This is a genomic window from Oceanobacillus manasiensis (assembly GCF_000724085.1).
GTDB lineage: Bacteria > Bacillota > Bacilli > Bacillales > Amphibacillaceae > Oceanobacillus_B > Oceanobacillus_B manasiensis.
In genome coordinates this window covers 191,604-213,420 of the sequence record NZ_CCDL010000004.1, presented here as the reverse complement: position 1 = coordinate 213,420, position 21,817 = coordinate 191,604, and the positions used below count along the sequence as shown (strand labels likewise).

Sequence of the window (21,817 nt, the reverse complement as noted above, 5' to 3'; positions counted from 1 at the left end):
ATTAATCCCAAGTTTTTTCAATGAACTCATCTCTACCGGATTTTGCACGGTCTTCCTTATATTCTTCCTCGTTCTTTTTATAAAAATCCTGGTGATATTCCTCTGCAGGGTAGAATGTTGAGGCAGGAAGGATCTCTGTAACGATAGGTTTTTTAAAACGACCACTCTGGGCAAGTTCTTCCTTGGATAGCGCTGCTTCTTTTTGCTGCTCTTCGTCACTATAAAAAATGGCTGCGCGGTAGGAATCTCCACGATCCTGGAACTGTCCACCATCATCGGTAGGATCAATCTGGCGCCAATATAACTCTAGTATTTCGCTGTAGGAAATCACATCAGGGTTGTAAGAGATTTCAACCGCTTCATAGTGACCAGTTTCGCCAGCTTTAACTTGTTCATAAGTTGGATTCTCCACATGACCACCCGTATAGCCTGAAATGACTTGCTGCACGCCATCCCACTGGTCGAAGGGCTTCACCATACACCAGAAACATCCACCTGCAAAAATAGCTTTCTTGTATTGAGACATTTTACATTCCTCCGGTTCGTCTATGTTATACTCGAATAAATTATTATTTCCTCGTAGAATAAAGATACTATACCATAGATGAAGCAGGTGACATAATGGAGGAACCTTATGTACATAAAATTTTTATTGGTGATAAGTACAGGTATGCGCCACATCCTGAGATAAAGACGTTTGTTCGGAAAACAGGGATTGACGGGAATAAAGTAACAGATAATCCAGACAAGGCTATTTTTTGCTACCCAATTCAGCATTACACCTATTGGAATGATTTATTAGATCCGCCATTCTCCGACTTTGGAGAACTGGGAGAAGACATGGTTGTACTGGAAATGGGGGAGCAATCTGTCTGCATTGGTGATACTTACGCCGTGGGCGACACGGTACTTCAAGTTTCCCAGCCTAAGTCGGACACGCGATTCCTTGATAAAGAAATGGCATTAAAGATGCTAAAGACTGGCAAAACAGGCTGGTATTTCCGAGTTTTAAAAGAAGGAAATATGCAAGCTGGTTCCGATTTAGTATTGCTTGAACGTCCTTTTCCGAACTGGACGATTGCTGCGTGTAATGAAGTGATGCATTTATACAAAGATGATCTTCGCTTAACAAATGACCTAGTCCAATGTGAACTACTAGCTGATAGTTGGAAAAAGGTCTTATTGAAGCGTTTGGGTGGAAGAGCAATTTTATAGAAGCGTCCTATCATACATTTGCTAGTTTTTTAGGTATGCTATTTTGGAAAGCCTCCTGGAATAAAGTTAAGGCAAGTTGATAAACCGCAAATACCAAGGAATCCACATTCTGAGGCGGTAGCAGTTAATATTCTCGCAGGTTCAGCATCTGATGACTGGGAATTGCATTCGTGGCGTTGGGTTAAAAATAGTGCGATAAATCTATGTACATTGAGGCATTCTTCAGAATTTCCACCCTATCTTCAGGCGGGCTAGACGGAGTACCTCATAATTGTGCTATTGAGCGCTTGCTTCAATGTGAATTTTTATCAAAAAAGGAAGTGTACATTTTTGTACATTTCCCTTTTTGAATTATTAATAGGAAGTATATTTCAGTTCTTAAGAAAGATTGATTATTACAAATTTCTAAGTATTACCTTTATGTTTTAATGGATAACGCCGACACTTCTTATTCATCCTCCAATAACCTGACATTTACTCTTCGCTTATTGCTTGTTTCTGAAATAAGTCTATGCAACCGGATATAAACAAGTCCATTACGGTAGGTCGCGGTAATTTTATCTGAACGTACTGGAAAAGGGAGTGAAATTTGCCGTTCGAAGGCACCTTGCAGAATTTCTTCCTTGATAACTTGACCGCCACCAAACTCAAGATCAATAACGCCTCTTAGCTCTAGCGTAGCCATGTCAGCATAAATATCAATCTTTTCCAAATCATGTAAACCAGGAATGTTCACAACACAGAAAAGTTCATGTTCTGTTTGATAAAGGTTAATTTGTGGAATGTTAGGTTTAATGATACCTTCAAATTCGTTCCAGAAGTTATCGCCAAAAAATTGATCCATATTCTTCTTCCAGTCTCCCATTTGTTTAAACGGATCCATTATTTCACCTCACCATACACCTTTTTCAGCATCATATGCCCATTAATTAGAAGGGGTGCAGATAAAAAAATGGTACTGAATCAACCTGGTTATTTCATATCATTTAGAATTCATGTATTCTAGGAGGGAGATATTGAAATAGATATACTTACGTTGTAAGAACTTAGATTTAGGAGGTTTTTATTTTGCTAAACAATGCACTTATGATGGTTGCTATTATTTTAGTAATCAATATTGTGTATGTCTCGTTATCCACGATCAGGATGATACTTACGCTTAAAGGAAGAAGATATATTGCTGCTTTTGTAAGCATGTTTGAAATTGTTATATATGTACTTGGTCTTGGGCTTGTACTTGATAACTTAGATGCAATCCAGAATCTAGTTGCCTATGCGATTGGTTTTGGAATCGGAGTTGTTGTTGGGTCGAAAATTGAGGAAAAGCTTGCCCTTGGATACATTACCGTGAACGTTATTTCTTCAAATCCGGATATTGAATTCACAAGGAAGTTGCGAGACAAAGGCTACGGGGTTACGAGCTGGTTTGCCTATGGTATGGATGGTGACCGTCTATCCATGCAAATCCTAACACCAAGAAAGTACGAGTTGAGCTTATACGAAACCATTAAAGAAATTGATCCAAAAGCATTTATCATAGCTTATGAACCAAAACAAATTCACGGCGGTTTCTGGGTGAAGCAGGTACGTAAAAGTCGTCTTGCAAACCCTAAAAAAGCAGCCGAAGCAGCGAAAAATGACGGGCCTATCGTACCACCAGTCCAGGCCAAACCAACCGCACCAAGAAATACACCAAACAACGAGTGAGCCTAATGTGGGCTCACTTTTTTAATCTTCAGCATTATGAGTGATAGGAGAGCCAAGCTGATTGATAAAAGAGCCAAACTAGTCTATAGAAACTCCACACACATAATACGAATCCCCAATACCTATACCTCTAAGTTCAACAGTCATGATGAACAAATGCCCATCTTCATGAATAGGCTGATTGCATGCATGGAAAAGTTGAAGGAGGATGAATATGACCTATTATCCGAACCAAGGTATTAATCCGGAGGAACTACCTACCCAATTTCCACCCCAGCATCAACCACAGCAGCCAGGAATCGAATCATTAATGACACCGCGACCGATTATTGAAAACCCGAATTACAGAGGATCTGGCAAATTAAAGGATAAAGTAGCGATCATTACAGGTGGGGATAGTGGAATTGGTGCTGCAACTGCTATCGCTTTTGCCAAGGAAGGAGCAGATATTGTCATTGCCTACTATTATAATTATGAAGATGGTGACGCATATCGTACAAAACAGCGGATCGAGGAGCTAGGCAGGAGCTGTATACTTATCGTCGGAGATTTGCGAGAAGAAGAACACTGCAAGCATGTCGTGGAGGAAACAATGCGTTGTTTTGGCAAAATTAACGTTCTTGTGAACAACCATGGCGTTCAGTTTCCTCAACCAGGATTGGAAGATATAACACAGGAACAAATTCAAGCAACATTTGAAACAAACATTTATGCCTTTTTCTATTTAACAAAAGCGGCTCTCCCTTATCTTAAGAGTGGCAGCACGATAATCAATACCACCTCCATCACTGCTTATGAAGGGCAAGTGCAACTAATCGACTACTCTGCAACAAAAGGGGCAATTGTTTCTTTTACTCGTTCGCTTTCCCAGAATATCGTAGATAAAAGTATTCGCGTTAATGCTGTTGCGCCTGGCCCAATTTGGACTCCGTTAATCCCAGCGAGCTTTTCTGCTGAATATATCGCAACTAAATTTGGAAAAGATGTACCAATGAAACGCGCTGGGCAGCCATTTGAACTCGCTCCTGCATATGTATATTTAGCTTCCGAAGATTCCTCCTATGTAACAGGTCAGGTTATTCACGTAAATGGAGGGTCACCAGTAAGTTCTTAATAACCAAGTAAAAACCGAACATTAATTAAAGTTAACATGTTAACGTTCGAAAACTATATTGACACATCGTGTAGGACTTTGTTATGCTAAATGCAACAAGTAAATACGGAACCTCATATATTTCTGAAGATATGGTTTGGAAGTCTCTACCCGGCGCCGTAAATGCTGGACTATGAGGGGAGATGAATCGTTACAAACGTAATGATCTGTTTTCATGTGTCAAAGGGGTAAGTCTATTCATCTTCTCTCAACTAGAGGGATACGAATGGACTTTTTTTATTTCATAATTAACTCAGAAAGAGGGTTTTAATATGGCAAGCGTTGGTGTAATTATGGGAAGTATTTCAGATTGGGAAACATTGAAGCATACTTGCGAAGTACTGGAAGAGCTACAAATTCCATACGAAAAGGATGTAATTTCTGCTCATCGTTCGCCAGATGATATGTTCCACTATGCGAAAAATGCTCGAAAAAAAGGACTCAAGGTCATCATCGCTGGAGCGGGCGGTGCTGCCCATCTACCGGGGATGGTTGCATCGCAGACGACACTCCCTGTAATTGGGGTGCCTGTTGAATCAAAAGCCTTGAACGGACTGGATTCCTTGCTCTCTATCGTACAAATGCCTGGCGGTGTCCCAACTGCGACTGTAGCTATCGGAAAAGCCGGCGCTACAAATGCTGGTATTCTGGCAGCACAAATAATCGGAACAGTTGATGACTATGTTGCTGCAAAACTCGAAACCTATCGGGAAAAGTTGCATGATAAGGTAGGAGAAATGAGGGATGAACTTGCAAAATATTAAGCAGATACTACCACCCCAGACCATTGGAATAATCGGTGGCGGTCAGTTGGGCAGAATGATGGCTATTGCTGCACGCTATATGGGATACCAAATTATCGTACTCGATCCTAAGCCAAACTGCCCGACAGCACAGGTTGCTGATGAACAGATCATAGCAGCCTATGATGATATGGATGCAGTGAAACAACTATCCGAAAAGTCTGATGTGATTACATATGAATTTGAAAATGTAGATTTAGAAGCGGCTGTTTATTTACAAGAGCAAGGAAAGCTTCCACAAGGCTCTCTGGCATTGGAAGTAACCCAAAACCGCGAAAAAGAAAAACAAATGATGAAAGAGGCAGGCTTGACCGTCCCTCCTTTCTCTATCGTGACAGATGGCACTTCCTGTAAAGCAGCTTTGGAAAATATCTCCCTTCCTGCCGTGATAAAAACATGCAGTGGTGGCTATGATGGAAAAGGACAGCTAAAAATTAACACAGCCGATGATATTGACCTAGCCATGGAGTTTGCCACAAAAAATGGGCATTGTATTATCGAACAATGGATAACATTTGATAAGGAAATTTCTGTTGTGTTTACTAGATCACAGTCTGGAGAAATGACGACATTCCCGATTGCTGAAAACGAACATCGTGACCATATTTTATATAAAACGACAGTCCCAGCAAGGGTTAATGAGACAGTCGAAAATAAGGCGTACGAAGCGGTAACCGCATTAGCAGAAAAAATGGAGATTGTTGGTACCTTTGCAGTCGAGATGTTTGTTAAGGAAAATGCCATTTATCTAAATGAGATGGCACCACGCCCGCATAACTCAGGGCATTATACAATTGAAGCATGCACGGTATCACAGTTCGGTCAGCATATTCGGGCAATATGTGGACTGCCACTTGCTCCAGTTAGCTTGCACCAACCGGCAGTAATGGTTAATATTCTTGGTGAGGAACTGGATCAGATCCAGCAGGCTATGGCACAAATCGGTGCTGGATTTGTTCATTTATATGGAAAAGATGAAGCAAAAACGAAGCGAAAAATGGGGCATGTCACCTTTATCGCAAAAACTATCACAGAAGTTGAAGAAATCGTACAACAATTTGAGGAGGCAAAACGATGATTGAACGTTACACCAGAGAAGAGATGGGTTCCATTTGGACAGAAGAAAATAAATTTAAGGCATGGCTTGAAGTAGAGATACTAGCATGTGAAGCATGGAGTGAACTAGGTATTATTCCATCTGAGGATGTACAAAAACTACGCCAAAATGCATCCTTTGATATTGAGCGTATATATGAAATTGAACAGGAAACAAGACATGACGTGGTTGCCTTTACGAGAGCAGTATCTGAGACACTTGGCGAGGAACGGAAATGGGTACATTATGGTCTAACCTCTACAGATGTAGTAGATACGGCACTCTCCTATTTAATTAAACAAGCGAATGATATTCTTCGCAAAGACTTAACAGCATTTGTAGAGATTTTGAAAAATAAAGCCTTAGAGCACAAGCATACGGTTATGATGGGGCGCACACATGGTGTACATGCAGAGCCGACAACATTTGGATTGAAGCTAGCACTATGGTATGAGGAGATGAAACGTAACTTAGAACGCTTCGAAGCGGCTGCCAAAGGAGTCGAGTTTGGAAAGCTATCTGGTGCGGTTGGGACATACGCTAACATTGATCCTTTTGTGGAAACATATGTATGTGAAAAACTTGGTCTTTCTCCAGCACCTGTTTCGACACAAACATTACAAAGGGACCGTCATGCAGCATACGTATCAGCACTAGCGCTCGTGGCAACATCCATTGAAAAATTCGCTACAGAAATACGCGGGTTACAAAAAACGGAAACTCGTGAAGTAGAGGAATTTTTTGCCAAAGGTCAAAAAGGTTCATCTGCTATGCCTCATAAACGAAATCCTATTGGATCAGAGAATATGACAGGGATGGCACGCGTTATCCGTGGCTATATGATGACAGCTTATGAAAATGTATCACTATGGCATGAACGTGATATCTCGCATTCCTCAGCAGAACGTGTAATTTTGCCAGATGCCACGATTGCACTTGATTATATGCTGAATCGTTTTTCCAGGATCGTAAAGAACTTAACCGTCTTCCCGGAGAACATGAAGCGGAATATAGATCGTACGTATGGTGTTATTTTCTCACAGCGTGTGTTGTTAACCCTGATCGATAAAGGTATGGCCAGAGAGGCTGCATATGACATTGTGCAACCAAAGGCGATGCAAGCATGGGAGACTGCGACACCTTTCAGACAGCTAGTTGAGCAAGATGAACAGATTACAAGTAAATTAAGCACAGAGGAATTAGACGATTGCTTTGATTATACCTATCACTTGAAAAATGTAGATCATATCTTTACCAAAATTGGCTTAACAAGAGGTGAATAGAATGAAGAGTTCCTTGCTGTATGAAGGGAAGGCAAAAAAGATTTATCAAGCCGAAGGAAAGAATGGGCAGCTTGTGCTGTCCTATAAAAATGACGCCACCGCATTTAACGGAGAAAAGAAAGCATCTTTTACTGGGAAGGGCAGATTAAATAATGAAATTTCTGCCCGGATCTTTCCTTTTCTACATGATCAGGGAATTGAAACACATTTTATTGAACGCTTAAATGAGACGGAACAGCTCGTGCAGCAAACAGAGATCATTCCACTAGAGGTAGTGGTGCGAAATCTTGCAACAGGTAGTATTACAAAAAGACTAGATATTAAGGAAAAAACTATTTTTGACCCACCGCTTCTGGAATTATTCTATAAAGACGATGACCTTGGTGATCCACTTATTAATGATGAACATGCTCTGATTCTAAGTGACATCACCCCATCTGAATTACAAGAAATTAAAGTTAAAGCACTCGAAATCAATCAACAGCTAACAAAACTTTTTACTGCAATGGATATCACCCTAGTAGATTTCAAGCTAGAGTTTGGTCGGCTTGCAAGTGGATGCATCATCCTTGCTGACGAGATTTCCCCGGACACATGCAGACTTTGGGATACTACAACAGAGGAGAAACTAGATAAAGATGTTTTTCGTCAAGGTACAGGAGATTTACTGGAAGTCTACGAAGAGATTTTAAAACGACTGGAGGCAAACCAATGAAAAACGTTATCGTGAATGTAACTTTAAAATCAGGTGTGTTAGATCCTCAAGGAAAAGCGATTCAAGAATCGCTAAACTCCCTAGGATACAAGGAAGTTCAGCAAGCGAGGGTAGGAAAATCTATTAATCTACAAGTGGAAGAAGGATCCAACCTAGAAGAACGTGTCAGAGAGATGTGTGACAAGTTATTGGCAAACCCAGTTATCGAAGAATACAGCTTCGTTGTGGAGGAGGCTGTTCGCTCGTGAAATTCGCGGTAGTTGTTTTTCCTGGTTCCAATTGTGATCGTGATATGTACCATGCAGTAAAGGAAGTATTAAAAGAAGACGCTGATTTAGTCTGGTATCAATCTGCTAATCTCGAAGACTACGATGCCATTCTTCTGCCTGGAGGATTCTCTTATGGAGATTATCTGCGTTCTGGTGCTGTAGCTGCCACTTCTGAGATTATGCAGCAAATTAAAGCGCAGGCAGCAAAAGGAAAGCCAGTACTCGGTGTGTGCAATGGATTCCAAATATTGTTGGAAGCAGGTCTTTTACCAGGTGCCATGCAGCGTAATAAAAATCTTTCCTTCATGTGCCATCAAGAGCCACTGGTTGTAGAAAATAACGAGACTTTATTTACTTCAATCTATGATCAAGGGGAAGTAGTCAACTTTCCAATTGCCCATGGTGAAGGAAATTATTTCTGTGATGAACAAACGCTAGAAACATTAAAGGCAAACAAACAAATCGTCTTTACATATAAAAACAATCCAAACGGTTCTGTAGCAGATATTGCTGGGATTAGGAATGAAGAAGGCAATGTTCTTGGCATGATGCCACATCCTGAGCGTGCTGTCGAAGCTTTATTGGGCAGTGCCGATGGCGTGAAGTTATTTCAATCCATAGTGAAAAATTGGAGGGAATCCTATGTTGCAAACGCATGATATACATCCAGAGCAAATCGAACGCGACAAGCTTTATCAAGAAATGGGTTTAAGTGACAAGGAATACGACCTCGTGAAAGATATCTTAAAACGTCGTCCTAATTTTACCGAAACAGGGATATTCTCTGTCATGTGGTCTGAGCATTGTAGTTATAAAACCTCCAAGCCATTGTTAAAGAAGTTTCCTGTTAAAGGGCCGCATGTGATACAAGGTCCTGGAGAAGGTGCTGGGATTATTGATATTGGTGACAATCAAGCTGTTGTTTTTAAAATTGAGAGCCATAATCACCCATCTGCAGTAGAGCCATACCAAGGAGCGGCAACAGGCGTCGGGGGTATCATTCGTGATGTGTTTTCTATGGGAGCGCGTCCTATTGCGCTTATGAACTCTTTACGTTTTGGAAACTTAACAACAGATCGTGTGAAATACTTGTTTACAGAGGTAGTTAATGGAATCGCCGGTTACGGAAACTGTGTAGGGGTTCCGACAGTTGGCGGAGAAGTCCAATTTGACGAAAGCTATGAAGGAAATCCATTAGTTAATGCGATGTGTGTAGGATTAATCAATCATGATGAGATCCAAAAAGGGATTGCAGCTGGGATTGGCAATACGGTGCTTTATGCTGGTGCACCTACAGGCCGTGATGGAATTCATGGTGCGACATTTGCTTCTGATGATCTTGGTGAGGATGCTGCCAAGGATCGACCAGCAGTACAGGTTGGCGATCCGTTTATGGAAAAACTGTTAATTGAGGCTTGTCTTGAAGTCATCCACTCTGATGCCCTTGTTGGCATGCAGGATATGGGAGCAGCAGGTCTAACTTCTTCTGCTAGTGAAATGGCAAGCAAGGCAGGAACAGGAATGGAAATGAATTTAGACAATGTGCCACAGCGTGAGCAGAACATGAATGCTTATGAGATGATGCTCTCTGAATCACAGGAAAGAATGCTAATGGTTGTCAAAAAAGGTCGGGAACAAGAGATTATTGATGTGTTTGAAAAATACGGTCTCCAGGCTGTTGCGGTAGGAGAGGTTGTTGAAGAGAAAGTTTTCCGCATTAAACAGCACGGTGAAGTAATGGCAGACATTCCAGTCGATGCTTTAGCTGACGAGGCGCCTGTTTATCATATGCCATCAGAGGTGGCGGATTATTATAAAGAATTTCAGAATAGTGGCACACCTGAAGTGGTAGTAGAAGACCATGCCGAAATGCTGAAAAAGCTGCTGCAACAACCGACCATTGCGAGTAAAGAATGGGTTTATGACCAATATGATTCCATGGTGCAGACGAATACGGTTGTTACACCTGGCTCAGATTCTGCAGTCGTTCGTATCAAAGGGACGAATAAGGCTCTGGCTATCACGACAGACTGTAACTCACGCTACATTTATCTGGATCCAGAAGTTGGCGGAAAAATTGCCGTAGCAGAAGCGGCACGTAATATTGTTTGCTCTGGTGCAAGGCCGCTTGGCTTAACAGATGGATTGAATTTTGGGAATCCAACGAATCCGCAAACCTTCTGGCAAATGGAGAAAAGTGTAGATGGCATGAGCGAAGCATGTACGGCTCTTAGTACACCTGTCATTAGTGGCAATGTCTCTTTATACAACCAATCACAAGGAAAGTCGATTTTCCCAACTCCTATTGTTGGTATGGTTGGATTGCATGAGTCGTTAGAACATATTACACCAAGCCATTTTCAAGCAGCTGGTGATGCGATTTATGTTATCGGTGAAACGGCTCCTGAATTTGGTGGCAGTGAATTACAAAATGTCGTGCACGATAAATATGAAGGTAAAGCGCCAGAGATTGACCTAGACGTTGAAGCAAAAAGGCAGCAACAAATCCTTCAAGCAATAAAAGCTGGTTTAGTAGAATCAGCACATGATGTGGCTGAAGGTGGACTTTCAGTTGCCTTGGCTGAGAGTGTATTTAATGGAGCGGGACTTGGATTGGACGCAACATTTTCTGGCGATGTAACGGCAATCCTTTTCAGTGAAACCCAATCACGTTTTATTATTTCGGTAAAAAAAGAGAATAGAGCACAATTCGAAAAAATAGTGGAAGATGCAAAACAAGTTGGCGTTGTGACAGCGGATGCGACTTTCCGTATCGAGATTAATGATGCGCAAGTTATTGAGGAAAAAGTAGAAGAGCTACACCAACTTTGGAAGGGAGCTATTCCATGCTTGCTGAAATCAAAGGCATAAACGAGGAATGTGGCGTATTCGGCATTTGGGGTCATGAAAAAGCAGCGGAGCTCACCTATTATGGATTGCATTCCATGCAGCATCGCGGTCAGGAAGGTGCAGGGATTGTATCTAGTGATGGAGTCGAGCTAAAGCCATATAAAGGGATGGGATTAGTCAATGACGTGTTCAAGCATGCTGATTTCTCAGAACTATCAGGAAAAGTAGCAGTTGGCCATGTACGCTATTCTACACAAGGCGGAAAAGTAATTGAAAACGTACAACCATTATTATTCCGCGCTCAAGCCGGTAGCATGGCACTTGCTCATAACGGAAACATTATGAACGCCCATAAACTTCGCGGAGAACTTGAGGAACAGGGAAGTATCTTTCAAACCTCTTCTGACACGGAAGTACTCGCACATTTAATTAAACGGAGTGGTAACGAAATTTCTGAGGAAACGATTGCCAATGCACTAAATAAAGTGGTCGGAGCTTATGCCTACCTTATTTTAAAGGAAGATAAAATGTTTGTAGCGTTAGATCCGAGTGGAATTCGCCCTCTATCAATTGGGAGATTGGGTGAGGCCTATGTAGTGGCATCTGAGACCTGTGCTTTTGATCAAATTGGTGCGACATTTGAGCGAGAAGTGTTACCAGGTGAACTTATTACCATCAGTGATAAAGGGATATCTTCCACAAGGTTTGCAATGCGAGAGCAACGAAAAATGTGTGCAATGGAGTATGTCTATCTTTCCAGACCAGATAGTGATGTGAATTTAGTAAATGTTCATGCTTCACGAAAAAGAATGGGCATAGAGCTAGCAAAAGAAGCACCATCGGATGCAGACATGGTCATTGGCGTACCGGACTCCAGTATCTCAGCAGCTATCGGCTATGCAGAGCAAAGTGGTCTGCCATATGAAATGGGAATTATTAAAAACCGCTATGTTGGCCGTACGTTTATCCAACCCTCCCAAGAACTACGAGAATTAGGTGTGAAAATGAAGCTTTCTCCTGTTCGTGGCATTGTGGAAGGCAAACGCATCGTGATGATCGATGATTCTATTGTAAGGGGCACGACAAGCAGGCGAATTGTGCAAATGCTCAAGAAAGCTGGTGCAAAAGAGGTACATGTACGCATTGCTTCACCTGCTATTCAGCATCCATGCTATTACGGAATTGATATGTCAACAAGGAAAGAATTGATCGCAGCCAATTACACAGTAGAGGGAATTTGTGAGCAGATTGGTGCTGACAGTGTGGCATATTTGTCTGAGGCAGGGCTCGAAAAGGCAATTGTGAAGGATAAAACCTTGAATCAAGGCATATGTACAGCCTGCATGACGGGGAAATATCCAGTAAAGGAAGACGGCCAAAAGGAAATTGCTTTTACTAGCTGTTAAATAGAATAAAGGAGTTGCCAAACCATGTCAGAAGTATATAAAAATGCCGGGGTAGATGTGGAAAAAGGATATGAGGCAGTAGAGAGAATGAAAAAGCATATTGCAAAAACAACCCGTCCAGAAGTACTGGGTGGTATCGGCTCATTCGCTGGTCTTTTTGAGCTGACATCGTTCCAGTATAAAGAGCCTGTCATGGTTTCTGGAACGGATGGAGTTGGCACAAAGCTTAAACTTGCTTTTGACCTTGAAAAACATAACTCTGTTGGAATAGACCTTGTTGCGATGTGTGTAAACGATATTGTCGCACAAGGCGCGCAACCACTTTTCTTTTTAGATTACATTGCCTGTGGTAAAAATGATCCAGAAATGATTGAGCAGATTGTGGCGGGGATTTCCCAAGGCTGTGTGGATGCGGGTGCTGCATTAATCGGTGGCGAAACGGCGGAAATGCCTGGCATGTATGAACCATCCGAATACGATCTTGCAGGGTTTGTCGTAGGGATTGCGGAAAAGGAAAAGCTGGTTACAGGTGAAGAGATTTCGGAAGGGGATGTCGTAATCGGACTTCCATCAAGTGGCATTCACTCAAATGGGTACTCGCTCGTTCGCCAAATCGTAGCTAATCTGGATTTAAATGAACACTATGGTTTGCAGAAACCACTTGGTGAAGTATTGTTAACACCGACAAAGATTTACGCCAAAGCTGTTACAAAAGTACTCGGAAAGTTTACTGTCAAAGGGATTTCCCATATAACAGGTGGCGGGTTTTATGAAAATCTACCACGCATGTTGCCAAACGGACTTGGTGTCCAGATTGACTCTCATAGCTGGGAAGTGCCCGAAATTTTCTCTTTTTTACAGGACCAAGGAAATATTCCAGAAGAAGAAATGTACGGTGTTTTCAATATGGGAATAGGAATGGCACTTGTTGTAAAACGTGAAGATGCGGAGCGGGTTATGGCAGAACTTCTTCAAAATGGCGAGGAAGCTTCGATAATCGGAACCGTCGTGCCAAATGAAGGAGTGCACTTTAGCTCATGAAGAAAACCAAAGCCGCTGTGTTCGCATCAGGAACCGGGAGCAACTTTCAGGCGATAATGGAAGCCGATAACCTACCAGTCGAAGTAGTCTTGCTCGTTTGTGATAAAGCTGGAGCAAAGGTAATGGAAAAGGCAGCACAATATGGGGTGCCAGTCCTCCTTTTTGACCCGAAGGCGTATGCTTCTAAATCTGCTTATGAGCAAAAATTAATCGAGGAGCTAGAGAAGGCTGGTGTCGAGTGGATTTTCCTAGCTGGCTATATGCGCATTGTGGGTCCAGATCTTCTTGGAGCCTTTGAAGGGAGAATAGTCAACATCCACCCATCATTGCTCCCAGCATTTCCAGGCAAAGATGCGATTGGGCAAGCTTATCAGGCAGGAGTCGACACAACAGGGGTAACAGTCCATTATATCGATGAAGGCATTGATACGGGCCCAATTATCGCCCAGGAATCCGTTGGAATTCACCCTGAAGATACCGAAGATATGCTCAAGGAACGCATCCAACAAGTAGAACATAATCTCTATCCTAACGTCATCCGCCAGCTTTTAAACCAAACTACATAACATAAAGAATTTGAAATGAGGGGAAAAAATGAAGAAGCAAGCTTTAATCAGTGTTTCCGATAAAACAAACATCACGACATTTGCTCAAGGGCTCATTGACCTTGATTACGACATTCTATCAACTGGGGGAACGTTAAAGGCACTAAAGGAAGCAGGCATTCCAGCCAAAGCTGTGGACGAAGTAACGGGATTTCCAGAAATTTTGGGTGGGCGTGTGAAAACATTACATCCCTTTATTCATGGAGGACTTCTAGCAAAACGCTCTGATGCGGATCATATGAAGCAGTTAGAAGAAAACAATATTGCACCAATCGATATGGTTGTTGTCAACCTTTATCCTTTCAAACAAACCTTGCAAAGAGAAGGCGTATCAGGTGACGAAATTATTGAGAACATTGATATTGGTGGTCCGACAATGCTTCGGGCAGCCGCGAAGAATTTTGCAGACGTTGCAGTGGTTGTAAATCCTTCTGACTATGAAAGTGTAATTGCTGGGCTACGTGCAGATTCCTTTGGGAAGACAGAACGTAAAAAACTGGCAGCTAAAGTTTTCCAGCACACAGCAAATTATGATGCCATGATCGCGGGTTATTTTACTGAAGAAACGGAAGAAGCCTTTCCAGAAACATACACCGTTACATACGAGAAGGTACAATCCCTTCGTTATGGAGAAAACCCGCACCAGCAGGCAGCATTTTACCAAAATCCACTTCACAAAGGGTGGAGCCTTGCTGCGGCAAAACAGTTACACGGCAAGGAACTTTCCTTTAACAATATTCAGGATGCTAATGCAGCACTTGAAATCCTGTCTGAATACAAAGAGCCAACTGCTGTTGCAGTAAAACATATGAATCCATGTGGGATTGGCGTTTCAAATAACCTGGCGTCGGCATTCGCAAGAGCATATGAAGCAGACCCGATTTCTATTTTTGGTGGGATTGTTGCAGTAAATAGTCAAGTGGATGTGGAAACTGCCAAGCAACTAAGTGAAATTTTCCTCGAGATTGTAATCGCACCAGGCTTTACGGACGAAGCAATGGAGATATTGACACAGAAGAAAAACATTCGATTGCTAGACCTTCCGATGCAAGGGGAGGATAACAGCTACCATAAGTTAACAACCGTTAAAGGTGGATTACTTATACAAGACAATGATGCTGGAGAGGTAGTGAAAGAGGAATTAACTTTCCCTACAAAACGTCAGCCGAATGAAAAAGAGCTTACAGATTTATTGTTTGCATGGAAAGCTGTAAAGCATGTGAAATCCAACGCGATCGTTTTAGCAAAAGACAACCAAACTGTTGGGGTCGGTGCAGGGCAAATGAACCGAATTGGGTCAGCGCAAATTGCAATAGAACAAGCTGGTGAAAAAACGAAAGGTGCTGTACTAGCATCTGACGCATTTTTCCCAATGCCAGACACGGTGGAAGCAGCCGCGGCAGCAGGCGTAACGGCAATTATTCAACCAGGTGGTTCAAAGCGTGACCAAGACTCAATTGATGTATGTGATAAGCATGGGATTGCGATGGTTTATACAGGAATGCGCCATTTCAAACATTAAGGAAGGGATGCGAAGGGATGAATATTCTCGTAATCGGCCGCGGTGGACGCGAGCACAGCATTGTAATGAAGCTTGCGGAAAGTGAGCGTGTTTCTAAAATCTTTGCCGCACCCGGCAATGCTGGAATGGAGCAGGCAGAATGTATCGGAATTGATGAAATGGACATCGAGGCGCTTGTTGCGTTCGCTAAAGAAGAGCAGATCGATCTAACGATAGTCGGACCGGAGAATCCACTGAATGAAGGGATTGCCGACCGTTTTATCGAGGCTGGCCTGCAGGTGTTTGCACCACAAAAAGTGGCAGCACTACTTGAGGGTAGTAAAAGCTATGCCAAAGAGTTTATGAAAAAATATGCTGTTCCAACAGCGGCTTATGCTACATTCACTTCAGCTGACGATGCGAAGCAGTATATTGAAGAACAAGGTGCCCCTATCGTGATTAAAGCAGACGGATTGGCAGCAGGGAAAGGTGTCATAGTTGCTGAAACGGAGGAACAAGCACTAAGGGCAGTGGACGAGATACTGGTGGATAAAGCCTTTGCTAATGCCGGAGCCAAGATCGTGATTGAAGAGTTTTTATCCGGAAAAGAATTTTCTTTAATGGCATTCGTTCACGAGCATAATGTTTATCCAATGGTACCTGCTCGTGACCATAAGCGCGCGTTTGATAATGACGAAGGACCAAACACAGGCGGTATGGGTGCATTTTCTCCAGTTCCTGATGTTACCGAAGATCATCTTGATTTTGCAATGAAAGAAATTCTGCAAAAAACAGCTGACGGCATGATGGAGGAAGGCCGACCTTTCACAGGCATTCTTTACGCTGGGCTGATGATGACAGAAGATGGTCCCAAGGTCATCGAATTTAATACACGCTTCGGTGACCCGGAAACACAGGTTGTTTTACCACTGCTAAAAAATGACCTAGACCAAGTGATCCTTGATGTAATAGATGGCAAGGATCCTGAACTGGATTGGGATGACAGTGCATGTGTTGGGGTAGTTCTGGCTTCACAAGGATATCCAGGTTCCTATGCCAAGGGAGTAGAGATTCCGGCATTAAGCGAAGCGGAGTCGTATACCGTACACGCCGGTACGAAACTGGTGGATGGCAACCTCGTATCGGACGGCGGTCGAGTGCTGCTTGTTGGGGCGAAGGAAGCTACATTCGAATCGGCTCGCGAGAAGGTGTATCAAACTCTATCCTCTGTGGAGAATGGCAATGACTATTTTTATAGAACGGATATAGGGAAATAGGAAAAAGCTTGAGGGCAATTATGCTTCCTCAAGCTTTTTTGGGTGCTTCTCATTTACATGGTTAATTTGTAGAAAAAATAACGTCCCCTAAATGTTTAGGTTCCTTATTCGTAACTCTCATTTCTGTTGCTAGTCCTGCTTCAATCGAAAGGAATGATTCTTCAAGTTCTAGTACAACAGCAGATAGAATTATCCTATTTCTATAAATAGATCCGTATCCAGTTACTTTTTTTATTAAATTATGCTCAATGGAAAAACTAGAACTACTTATAATATGTTTTTGATATGTATGTCGTTGATGTGGATTATCTATTAGTTCATATTCAAGTGGTGCGGGTGTTTCTTGATCCTCAAGTAGCAAATAGTTGTCACCTGCGTCGTCCTCAGTCCAGCCTATTTTCCAGTATTTTATGTCGGTGTTTTTCCGAATGGATAATATTGGTTCAGTTGCGTGAAGAATAATATCTTTATTATAAAGGTTTGTGTGTAGCAAGTTCGCAAAAATTCCTTCTAGTAAGTAACCTTTAGCGGACATAAATGTCTCCCATGCTTTTTCCAACTACACTCCCCCTTTTTTTTAAACTATCCAGTTTCAGTCAAATACATGGCCTTATTATCACTAACTTTTTAAACTAAGGTGCATTTTGTTTCATTATATCTTGCCAATGTGGAGGAAGCTCGTATGTTTCTAGGTGCTCAAATTTAATTAATTTAACATCATCAGGAACAATAGGGGCTATTTCAAATGTGAGCCTATCTTTTCCAACTGCTATGTGGGGTCCGACAACTGGTGTGAGCTCTAATGTAAGTAGGAAATGAAAGCTACGAAATCCCTCAACTCTTTCTACATTTACAATATCAACTTGGTACGGATAAACAGATGGCAATTCAATTAAATAGTTAGAGTAATAATTGTTTACTGCTTTTTCTATTTCTTCACCTAACAAAAGTATTAAAATATCTTGGATCTTAAGCTCCTTTGAATCTTTTGGAGGATCTAAATGATTTGGTTGGGCAGAAACAGGTGAATTATAAGAAAAGACAACTGTAAAAACGATTAGTAAAGGAATTACATGTTTCTTCATAATTTCTCCTCCACAATTAAGGTTATTGCATAGTTTTCTCTTGTGGAGGTTTATAATAAGAAGCAAATTATGACAATACTTATATAACTATCCTGTCTCAAAAGTTCGTTAAGTCTATAAGGATGTATTAATAAAGCGTTCCATTAGCTCAGTTTCTTCTTTTAATAATCGTGAAAGAAACAAGAGTTGAGGGAACGGTTGTAATATTAATTTTGTATCTATCTCTGGAGTTAAAATTGATATTCCATGTAGCTTTTGATACTCGTGTAAAGATAGTCTTTTTTGGCAGATAAGTTGTACGTTCTCTGGAGAAAGTAATAATAATCCTTTTGATTCAGAAGATGGAGTTGGCATTGATGATGTTTTAGAAAGGTACATTACTGTGTAAGCCGATTTTTCATTGCCTTTAATTAGAATAGGGGCAATAGGTTCGTTTACCGTAACTTTATTTGGTTCTTCGTTCCACTCGCTAAGGTAAAATGTCGTATTTGAATGAAAGGGAGTCATTTCAATTTGCGATTCTTCATAAACCTCACGTTTTGCTGTCTCCAACGCAGTTTCATTATCCTCTCTATGACCTCCCAATCTGACCACACCAAGTTTGCTACCTTTTTTGGTTGGTCCAACTTGAAATACAAATAAACCTTTATATAAAACATAAGCACCAGATGTTCGTATATCTTTAGGAATTAATATATTGTCGCACCTCCATATTCATATAATCAGTTTCTTTTATTTAGGTATACACCTTCAACTTATTGGTCAACTAATATCTTAAGAAACTGTTCTTACTATTCTTCTATTCTAATACCTCGCTTTATCTTTGATCGTAATACATAGTGTAAAATTAAAAGGATCACTGCCAGAATAAGAATAATAATACCTGTTTCTCTGTTCTGGATATAATAAATGCTCCCATTTAGCCAAAGCGTATCAATAGCAATAGTTAAAGAAATAATAAACAATATACGGATTACATATGATAAAGCTCGAACTTTTTTACTCAAAATCTGTATTCTCCTTTCTCAATAAAATCAAGTTATTATCGAGTAATTGATCCCATATAATTAGTGTTAAAATTCATTGGATAAGTTAACCATACTATTGAATAGATAATTTCGAGCTATTACTCTATCATCAAACCCAATCGTTTTATCTTCAAGGATTTGATATGTTTCGTGTCCTTTTCCTGCAATAATAACAACATCTTTAGAATTAGCCATATTGATAGCTCTTTTAATAGATTCTTCTCGATTAACCAACACTTCATAGTTAGAGAAATCCATTTTTTTTAATCCTTTTTCAATGTCGTCTATTATTTTTAGGGGATCCTCTGACCGCGGATTATCAGAAGTAATAACTACAAAATTACTATAATTACTAGCTATTTCTCCCATAATGGAACGTTTTGCTTTATCTCTATCTCCGCCACAACCAAAGACAGTAATTACATTACTTTCTGCAAACTCTTTAACCGTTTTAAGTACATTTTCCAAAGCATCTGGTGTATGTGCATAATCAACCAACACGAGAAAATCTTGTCCTTCATCAATTATCTCCATTCGACCATCAATGCTTTTAATTTGTGATAAACTTCTCTTTATACTCTCAAGAGGTATGCCCTCAACTAAAGCTGCTGCAATACCTGCTAACGCATTATAAACATTAAACCGTCCGATTAATTGGAGATCCAACTCAACGTAACCTTTAAAAGTATTTAATAAAAAATGAATACCTTGTGAAGTCATTCTAATACTTTTAGCTGTAACATCAGATTGATTGTTAATTCCATATGTAATAATTTCTGCGGATGTAACCTTTTTAAAGTACTCAAAATGAGAGTCATCTGCGTTTAAGATTGCATACTTCATGTCTTTGCCAGTAAACGAATTTCCAAGCTTTGAGAACAAAAGACCTTTAGCATCTTTATATTCATCAAAGGAATGATGATAATCCAGATGATCTTGTGTAAGGTTCGTAAAGACTGCCGTTCTAAAGTTACAGCCTGTAACACGTCCCATATCTAGCCCTTGGGATGATACTTCCATTACACAATAATCCGTATTGTAATCTCTCATTTTTCGGAGGTTGGCTTGTAAGATTGGTGGCTCTTGTGTGTTTATGTCAGTAGGGTACATTTGCTGGGCTATCTTTACCCCGTTGTTTCCCATCAACCCCGTATTAAACCCATAGTCGGAAAAAATATTTTCAATAATGAAGGAGGTAGTGGTTTTTCCGTTAGTTCCAGTAATCCCTATTAGTTTCATTTCATCTGAAGGATAATTATAAAAATGAGAAGCGATAACTGCCATTGCACGCCTTGCATCTTTAACAAATAATTTCGGTACATTAATGTCCACATCTCTTTCGACGACTAGTGCAACCGCGCCATTCTTAATTGCTTCCGCTGCAAAAAGGTGACGATCTTCTAGAAATCCTTCAATAGCAGGTACACAGACGAACAAATTACCCTGTTCTATTTTTCTAGAATCCATTTGTAATCCTGTAATATCAACATCCATGTTCCCTTGTGTTTCTTTAATCATAAATAGATTTGCTATTTCTCTTAATTTCAAATTAGGGCACCTCTCTAAGCATTATATTGCGATACATGATTTTTTAATTTGGGATCACCTTAAGTTTAAACTGGTATCTTCGTGTTTAAATCGTCCCATCACAACAGTATTATAGTAATTACCATCAGACAGAATTTTGTCCTTTTTTAAGATACCTTCCACTTCAAAACCATATTTTTTATACAGAATTATGGCTCTATCATTTGTTTCAAGCACATTTAAAGTCATCTTTTTAATATCATTCGAGTCAGCCCAACGAACAGACTCTTCTAAGAGATTTTTTCCTATACCGTAACCCCAGTAATCTCTTAATACACAGACACCGAATTCTACCTTATGAGAAGTTCTTTTTAATTTGTTGCCTTCACACCTAGAAAAGCCTACAATCTTCTCATTAACTTCTACAACTAAAAATAGGTTACTAGTAGTCTCTGTATCCTCTGCAATAATTTGTTTAAAGTTTGGCTCATCTATGTATGCCTCGCCTTTTTCTCTATCTAGATTCTCTGTTTCCCCATCAATCTGGAGTCGCAGTTCAGACAAGCTTTTAGCATCCTTTTCTTTGGCAGACCTTACAGTATAATGTAAATTATTAACATGATACTTTTTTGGATTAAGCTTCATAGTAAATCCCTCCAATCTTTAAGTTTAAACCTCGTACTAGTTACTTTGCATAAAATTAATCAGTATGTTTGTTTAAATATATGAACCGAATCACCATCATCTTTTATGCTATATGTACTTGGAAGACCCTTTAATAAAGTTACTGCCTGTAAGTCACCTCTTGAAGCGTAAAGGTTAATTATCCACACAAATAAGGTAAACCAGACTCCTGCTCCTGAAATCATAAAAAATAGCAACGAACAAATAACTCCTAAAACAATCATAGGTGCTAGGGTTATTATTATGTATGCATATTTATTAAAAACCGCTTCACTTTTAGCAAATATAAAAAGTCCGCTAAAGCCGTATTGTGGGCTTACTCCACTGTAATATCTCATCAAAATTCCATGTGTCAATTCGTGTAAAACGATATACACAAATGCTGTAAGAGGGAATGCAAGTATTAACAAGGGATTTTGTTTTATTAGATCAAATAATTCATGAAGTGGCACCGAATATTGTACAATCAGGGTACTAATTACAATAAGGCCAATTGTAACTATATTTATTATCTTAGGAATTTTAATTTCTTCCCAATTCAGAGACTTTGATTTTTCGTAATTTGAATACAT

General features: G+C 40.4%; 24 protein-coding genes and 1 riboswitch. Of the genes, 15 read left to right on the top strand and 9 right to left on the bottom strand.

The window, feature by feature from the left end:
* Position 1: 1 nt before the first annotated feature.
* Entirely contained in the window at positions 2-526 is a 525-nt protein-coding gene (gene msrA / locus BN985_RS17790; RefSeq protein WP_042225245.1) for a peptide-methionine (S)-S-oxide reductase MsrA, read from the bottom strand.
* A gap of 95 nt (positions 527-621) precedes the next feature.
* On the opposite strand from msrA, the gene BN985_RS17785 reads away from it, so the two are divergent.
* The gene (locus tag BN985_RS17785; RefSeq protein WP_052360743.1) at positions 622-1,215 is read left to right on the top strand and encodes an MOSC domain-containing protein; all 594 of its coding nucleotides are present in this window, start codon (positions 622-624) and stop codon (positions 1,213-1,215) included.
* 448 nt (positions 1,216-1,663) lie between these two features.
* Here BN985_RS17785 and BN985_RS17780 read toward each other — a convergent pair whose 3' ends face one another.
* A complete protein-coding gene (locus tag BN985_RS17780; RefSeq protein ID WP_042225244.1) occupies positions 1,664-2,098 on the bottom strand; it encodes an Hsp20/alpha crystallin family protein in 435 nt (144 codons plus the stop codon).
* A gap of 185 nt (positions 2,099-2,283) precedes the next feature.
* On the opposite strand from BN985_RS17780, the gene BN985_RS17775 reads away from it, so the two are divergent.
* The 14 genes from BN985_RS17775 to purD all read left to right on the top strand — a co-directional run bounded on the left by BN985_RS17775 (position 2,284) and on the right by purD (position 16,921).
* Positions 2,284-2,922 carry a DUF2179 domain-containing protein gene (locus BN985_RS17775; protein ID WP_084157625.1) on the top strand — a complete coding sequence of 213 codons (639 nt, stop codon included), beginning with the start codon at positions 2,284-2,286 and terminating at the stop codon, positions 2,920-2,922.
* A gap of 214 nt (positions 2,923-3,136) precedes the next feature.
* Entirely contained in the window at positions 3,137-4,036 is a 900-nt protein-coding gene (locus tag BN985_RS17770; RefSeq protein ID WP_232225615.1) for an SDR family oxidoreductase, read from the top strand.
* 93 nt (positions 4,037-4,129) lie between these two features.
* A riboswitch (purine riboswitch) is annotated at positions 4,130-4,229 on the top strand.
* Positions 4,230-4,347: 118 nt separating this feature from the next.
* Positions 4,348-4,839, top strand: a complete 492-nt coding sequence (gene purE / locus BN985_RS17765; protein WP_042225241.1) for a 5-(carboxyamino)imidazole ribonucleotide mutase — start codon at positions 4,348-4,350, stop codon at positions 4,837-4,839.
* Positions 4,826-5,956 (top strand): 5-(carboxyamino)imidazole ribonucleotide synthase, encoded by a 1,131-nt coding sequence (gene purK, locus BN985_RS17760; protein ID WP_408634712.1) that lies wholly within the window; start codon positions 4,826-4,828, stop codon positions 5,954-5,956. Before purE ends, purK begins: the two co-directional genes overlap by 14 nt.
* A complete protein-coding gene (gene purB / locus BN985_RS17755) occupies positions 5,953-7,257 on the top strand; it encodes an adenylosuccinate lyase (RefSeq protein WP_042225238.1) in 1,305 nt (434 codons plus the stop codon). The genes purK and purB overlap by 4 nt, the downstream gene beginning before the upstream one ends.
* Position 7,258: 1 nt before the next feature.
* Positions 7,259-7,972 carry a phosphoribosylaminoimidazolesuccinocarboxamide synthase gene (gene purC, locus BN985_RS17750; protein ID WP_042225236.1) on the top strand — a complete coding sequence of 238 codons (714 nt, stop codon included), beginning with the start codon at positions 7,259-7,261 and terminating at the stop codon, positions 7,970-7,972.
* Entirely contained in the window at positions 7,969-8,220 is a 252-nt protein-coding gene (purS, locus tag BN985_RS17745) for a phosphoribosylformylglycinamidine synthase subunit PurS (protein WP_042225234.1), read from the top strand. The genes purC and purS overlap by 4 nt, the downstream gene beginning before the upstream one ends.
* Positions 8,217-8,900 (top strand): phosphoribosylformylglycinamidine synthase subunit PurQ, encoded by a 684-nt coding sequence (purQ, locus tag BN985_RS17740; protein ID WP_042225232.1) that lies wholly within the window; start codon positions 8,217-8,219, stop codon positions 8,898-8,900. Before purS ends, purQ begins: the two co-directional genes overlap by 4 nt.
* Entirely contained in the window at positions 8,884-11,112 is a 2,229-nt protein-coding gene (gene purL / locus BN985_RS17735) for a phosphoribosylformylglycinamidine synthase subunit PurL (protein WP_042225231.1), read from the top strand. The genes purQ and purL overlap by 17 nt, the downstream gene beginning before the upstream one ends.
* Positions 11,088-12,497 carry an amidophosphoribosyltransferase gene (purF, locus tag BN985_RS17730; protein ID WP_042225230.1) on the top strand — a complete coding sequence of 470 codons (1,410 nt, stop codon included), beginning with the start codon at positions 11,088-11,090 and terminating at the stop codon, positions 12,495-12,497. The genes purL and purF overlap by 25 nt, the downstream gene beginning before the upstream one ends.
* Positions 12,498-12,521: 24 nt before the next feature.
* The gene (gene purM, locus BN985_RS17725; RefSeq protein ID WP_042225229.1) at positions 12,522-13,538 is read left to right on the top strand and encodes a phosphoribosylformylglycinamidine cyclo-ligase; all 1,017 of its coding nucleotides are present in this window, start codon (positions 12,522-12,524) and stop codon (positions 13,536-13,538) included.
* Positions 13,535-14,104 (top strand): phosphoribosylglycinamide formyltransferase, encoded by a 570-nt coding sequence (gene purN, locus BN985_RS17720; protein ID WP_042225227.1) that lies wholly within the window; start codon positions 13,535-13,537, stop codon positions 14,102-14,104. Before purM ends, purN begins: the two co-directional genes overlap by 4 nt.
* 28 nt (positions 14,105-14,132) lie before the next feature.
* Positions 14,133-15,665 (top strand): bifunctional phosphoribosylaminoimidazolecarboxamide formyltransferase/IMP cyclohydrolase, encoded by a 1,533-nt coding sequence (purH, locus tag BN985_RS17715; protein WP_042225226.1) that lies wholly within the window; start codon positions 14,133-14,135, stop codon positions 15,663-15,665.
* Positions 15,666-15,682: 17 nt separating this feature from the next.
* A complete protein-coding gene (gene purD, locus BN985_RS17710; RefSeq protein ID WP_042225225.1) occupies positions 15,683-16,921 on the top strand; it encodes a phosphoribosylamine--glycine ligase in 1,239 nt (412 codons plus the stop codon).
* Positions 16,922-16,982: 61 nt separating this feature from the next.
* Here the strand turns inward: purD and BN985_RS17705 are convergent, their stop codons facing one another.
* From BN985_RS17705 to BN985_RS17675, 7 genes are all read right to left on the bottom strand, one after another.
* Positions 16,983-17,480, bottom strand: coding sequence for a hypothetical protein (locus BN985_RS17705; protein WP_232225614.1), 498 nt, complete (start codon positions 17,478-17,480; stop codon positions 16,983-16,985).
* Positions 17,481-17,553: 73 nt separating this feature from the next.
* Positions 17,554-18,006, bottom strand: a complete 453-nt coding sequence (locus BN985_RS17700; RefSeq protein ID WP_042225224.1) for a DUF3888 domain-containing protein — start codon at positions 18,004-18,006, stop codon at positions 17,554-17,556.
* 114 nt (positions 18,007-18,120) lie between these two features.
* Entirely contained in the window at positions 18,121-18,702 is a 582-nt protein-coding gene (locus BN985_RS17695) for an NUDIX domain-containing protein (protein WP_042225222.1), read from the bottom strand.
* Between the two features lie 95 nt (positions 18,703-18,797).
* Positions 18,798-19,013, bottom strand: a complete 216-nt coding sequence (locus tag BN985_RS17690) for a hypothetical protein (protein ID WP_042225221.1) — start codon at positions 19,011-19,013, stop codon at positions 18,798-18,800.
* Between the two features lie 66 nt (positions 19,014-19,079).
* Entirely contained in the window at positions 19,080-20,582 is a 1,503-nt protein-coding gene (locus tag BN985_RS17685) for a UDP-N-acetylmuramoyl-L-alanyl-D-glutamate--2,6-diaminopimelate ligase (RefSeq protein WP_042225220.1), read from the bottom strand.
* Between the two features lie 54 nt (positions 20,583-20,636).
* On the bottom strand, positions 20,637-21,206 hold the full coding sequence (locus tag BN985_RS17680; protein WP_042225218.1) for a GNAT family N-acetyltransferase: 570 nt from the start codon (positions 21,204-21,206) through the stop codon (positions 20,637-20,639).
* Between the two features lie 59 nt (positions 21,207-21,265).
* Positions 21,266-21,817, bottom strand: coding sequence for a DUF3267 domain-containing protein (locus BN985_RS17675; protein WP_042225217.1), 552 nt, complete (start codon positions 21,815-21,817; stop codon positions 21,266-21,268).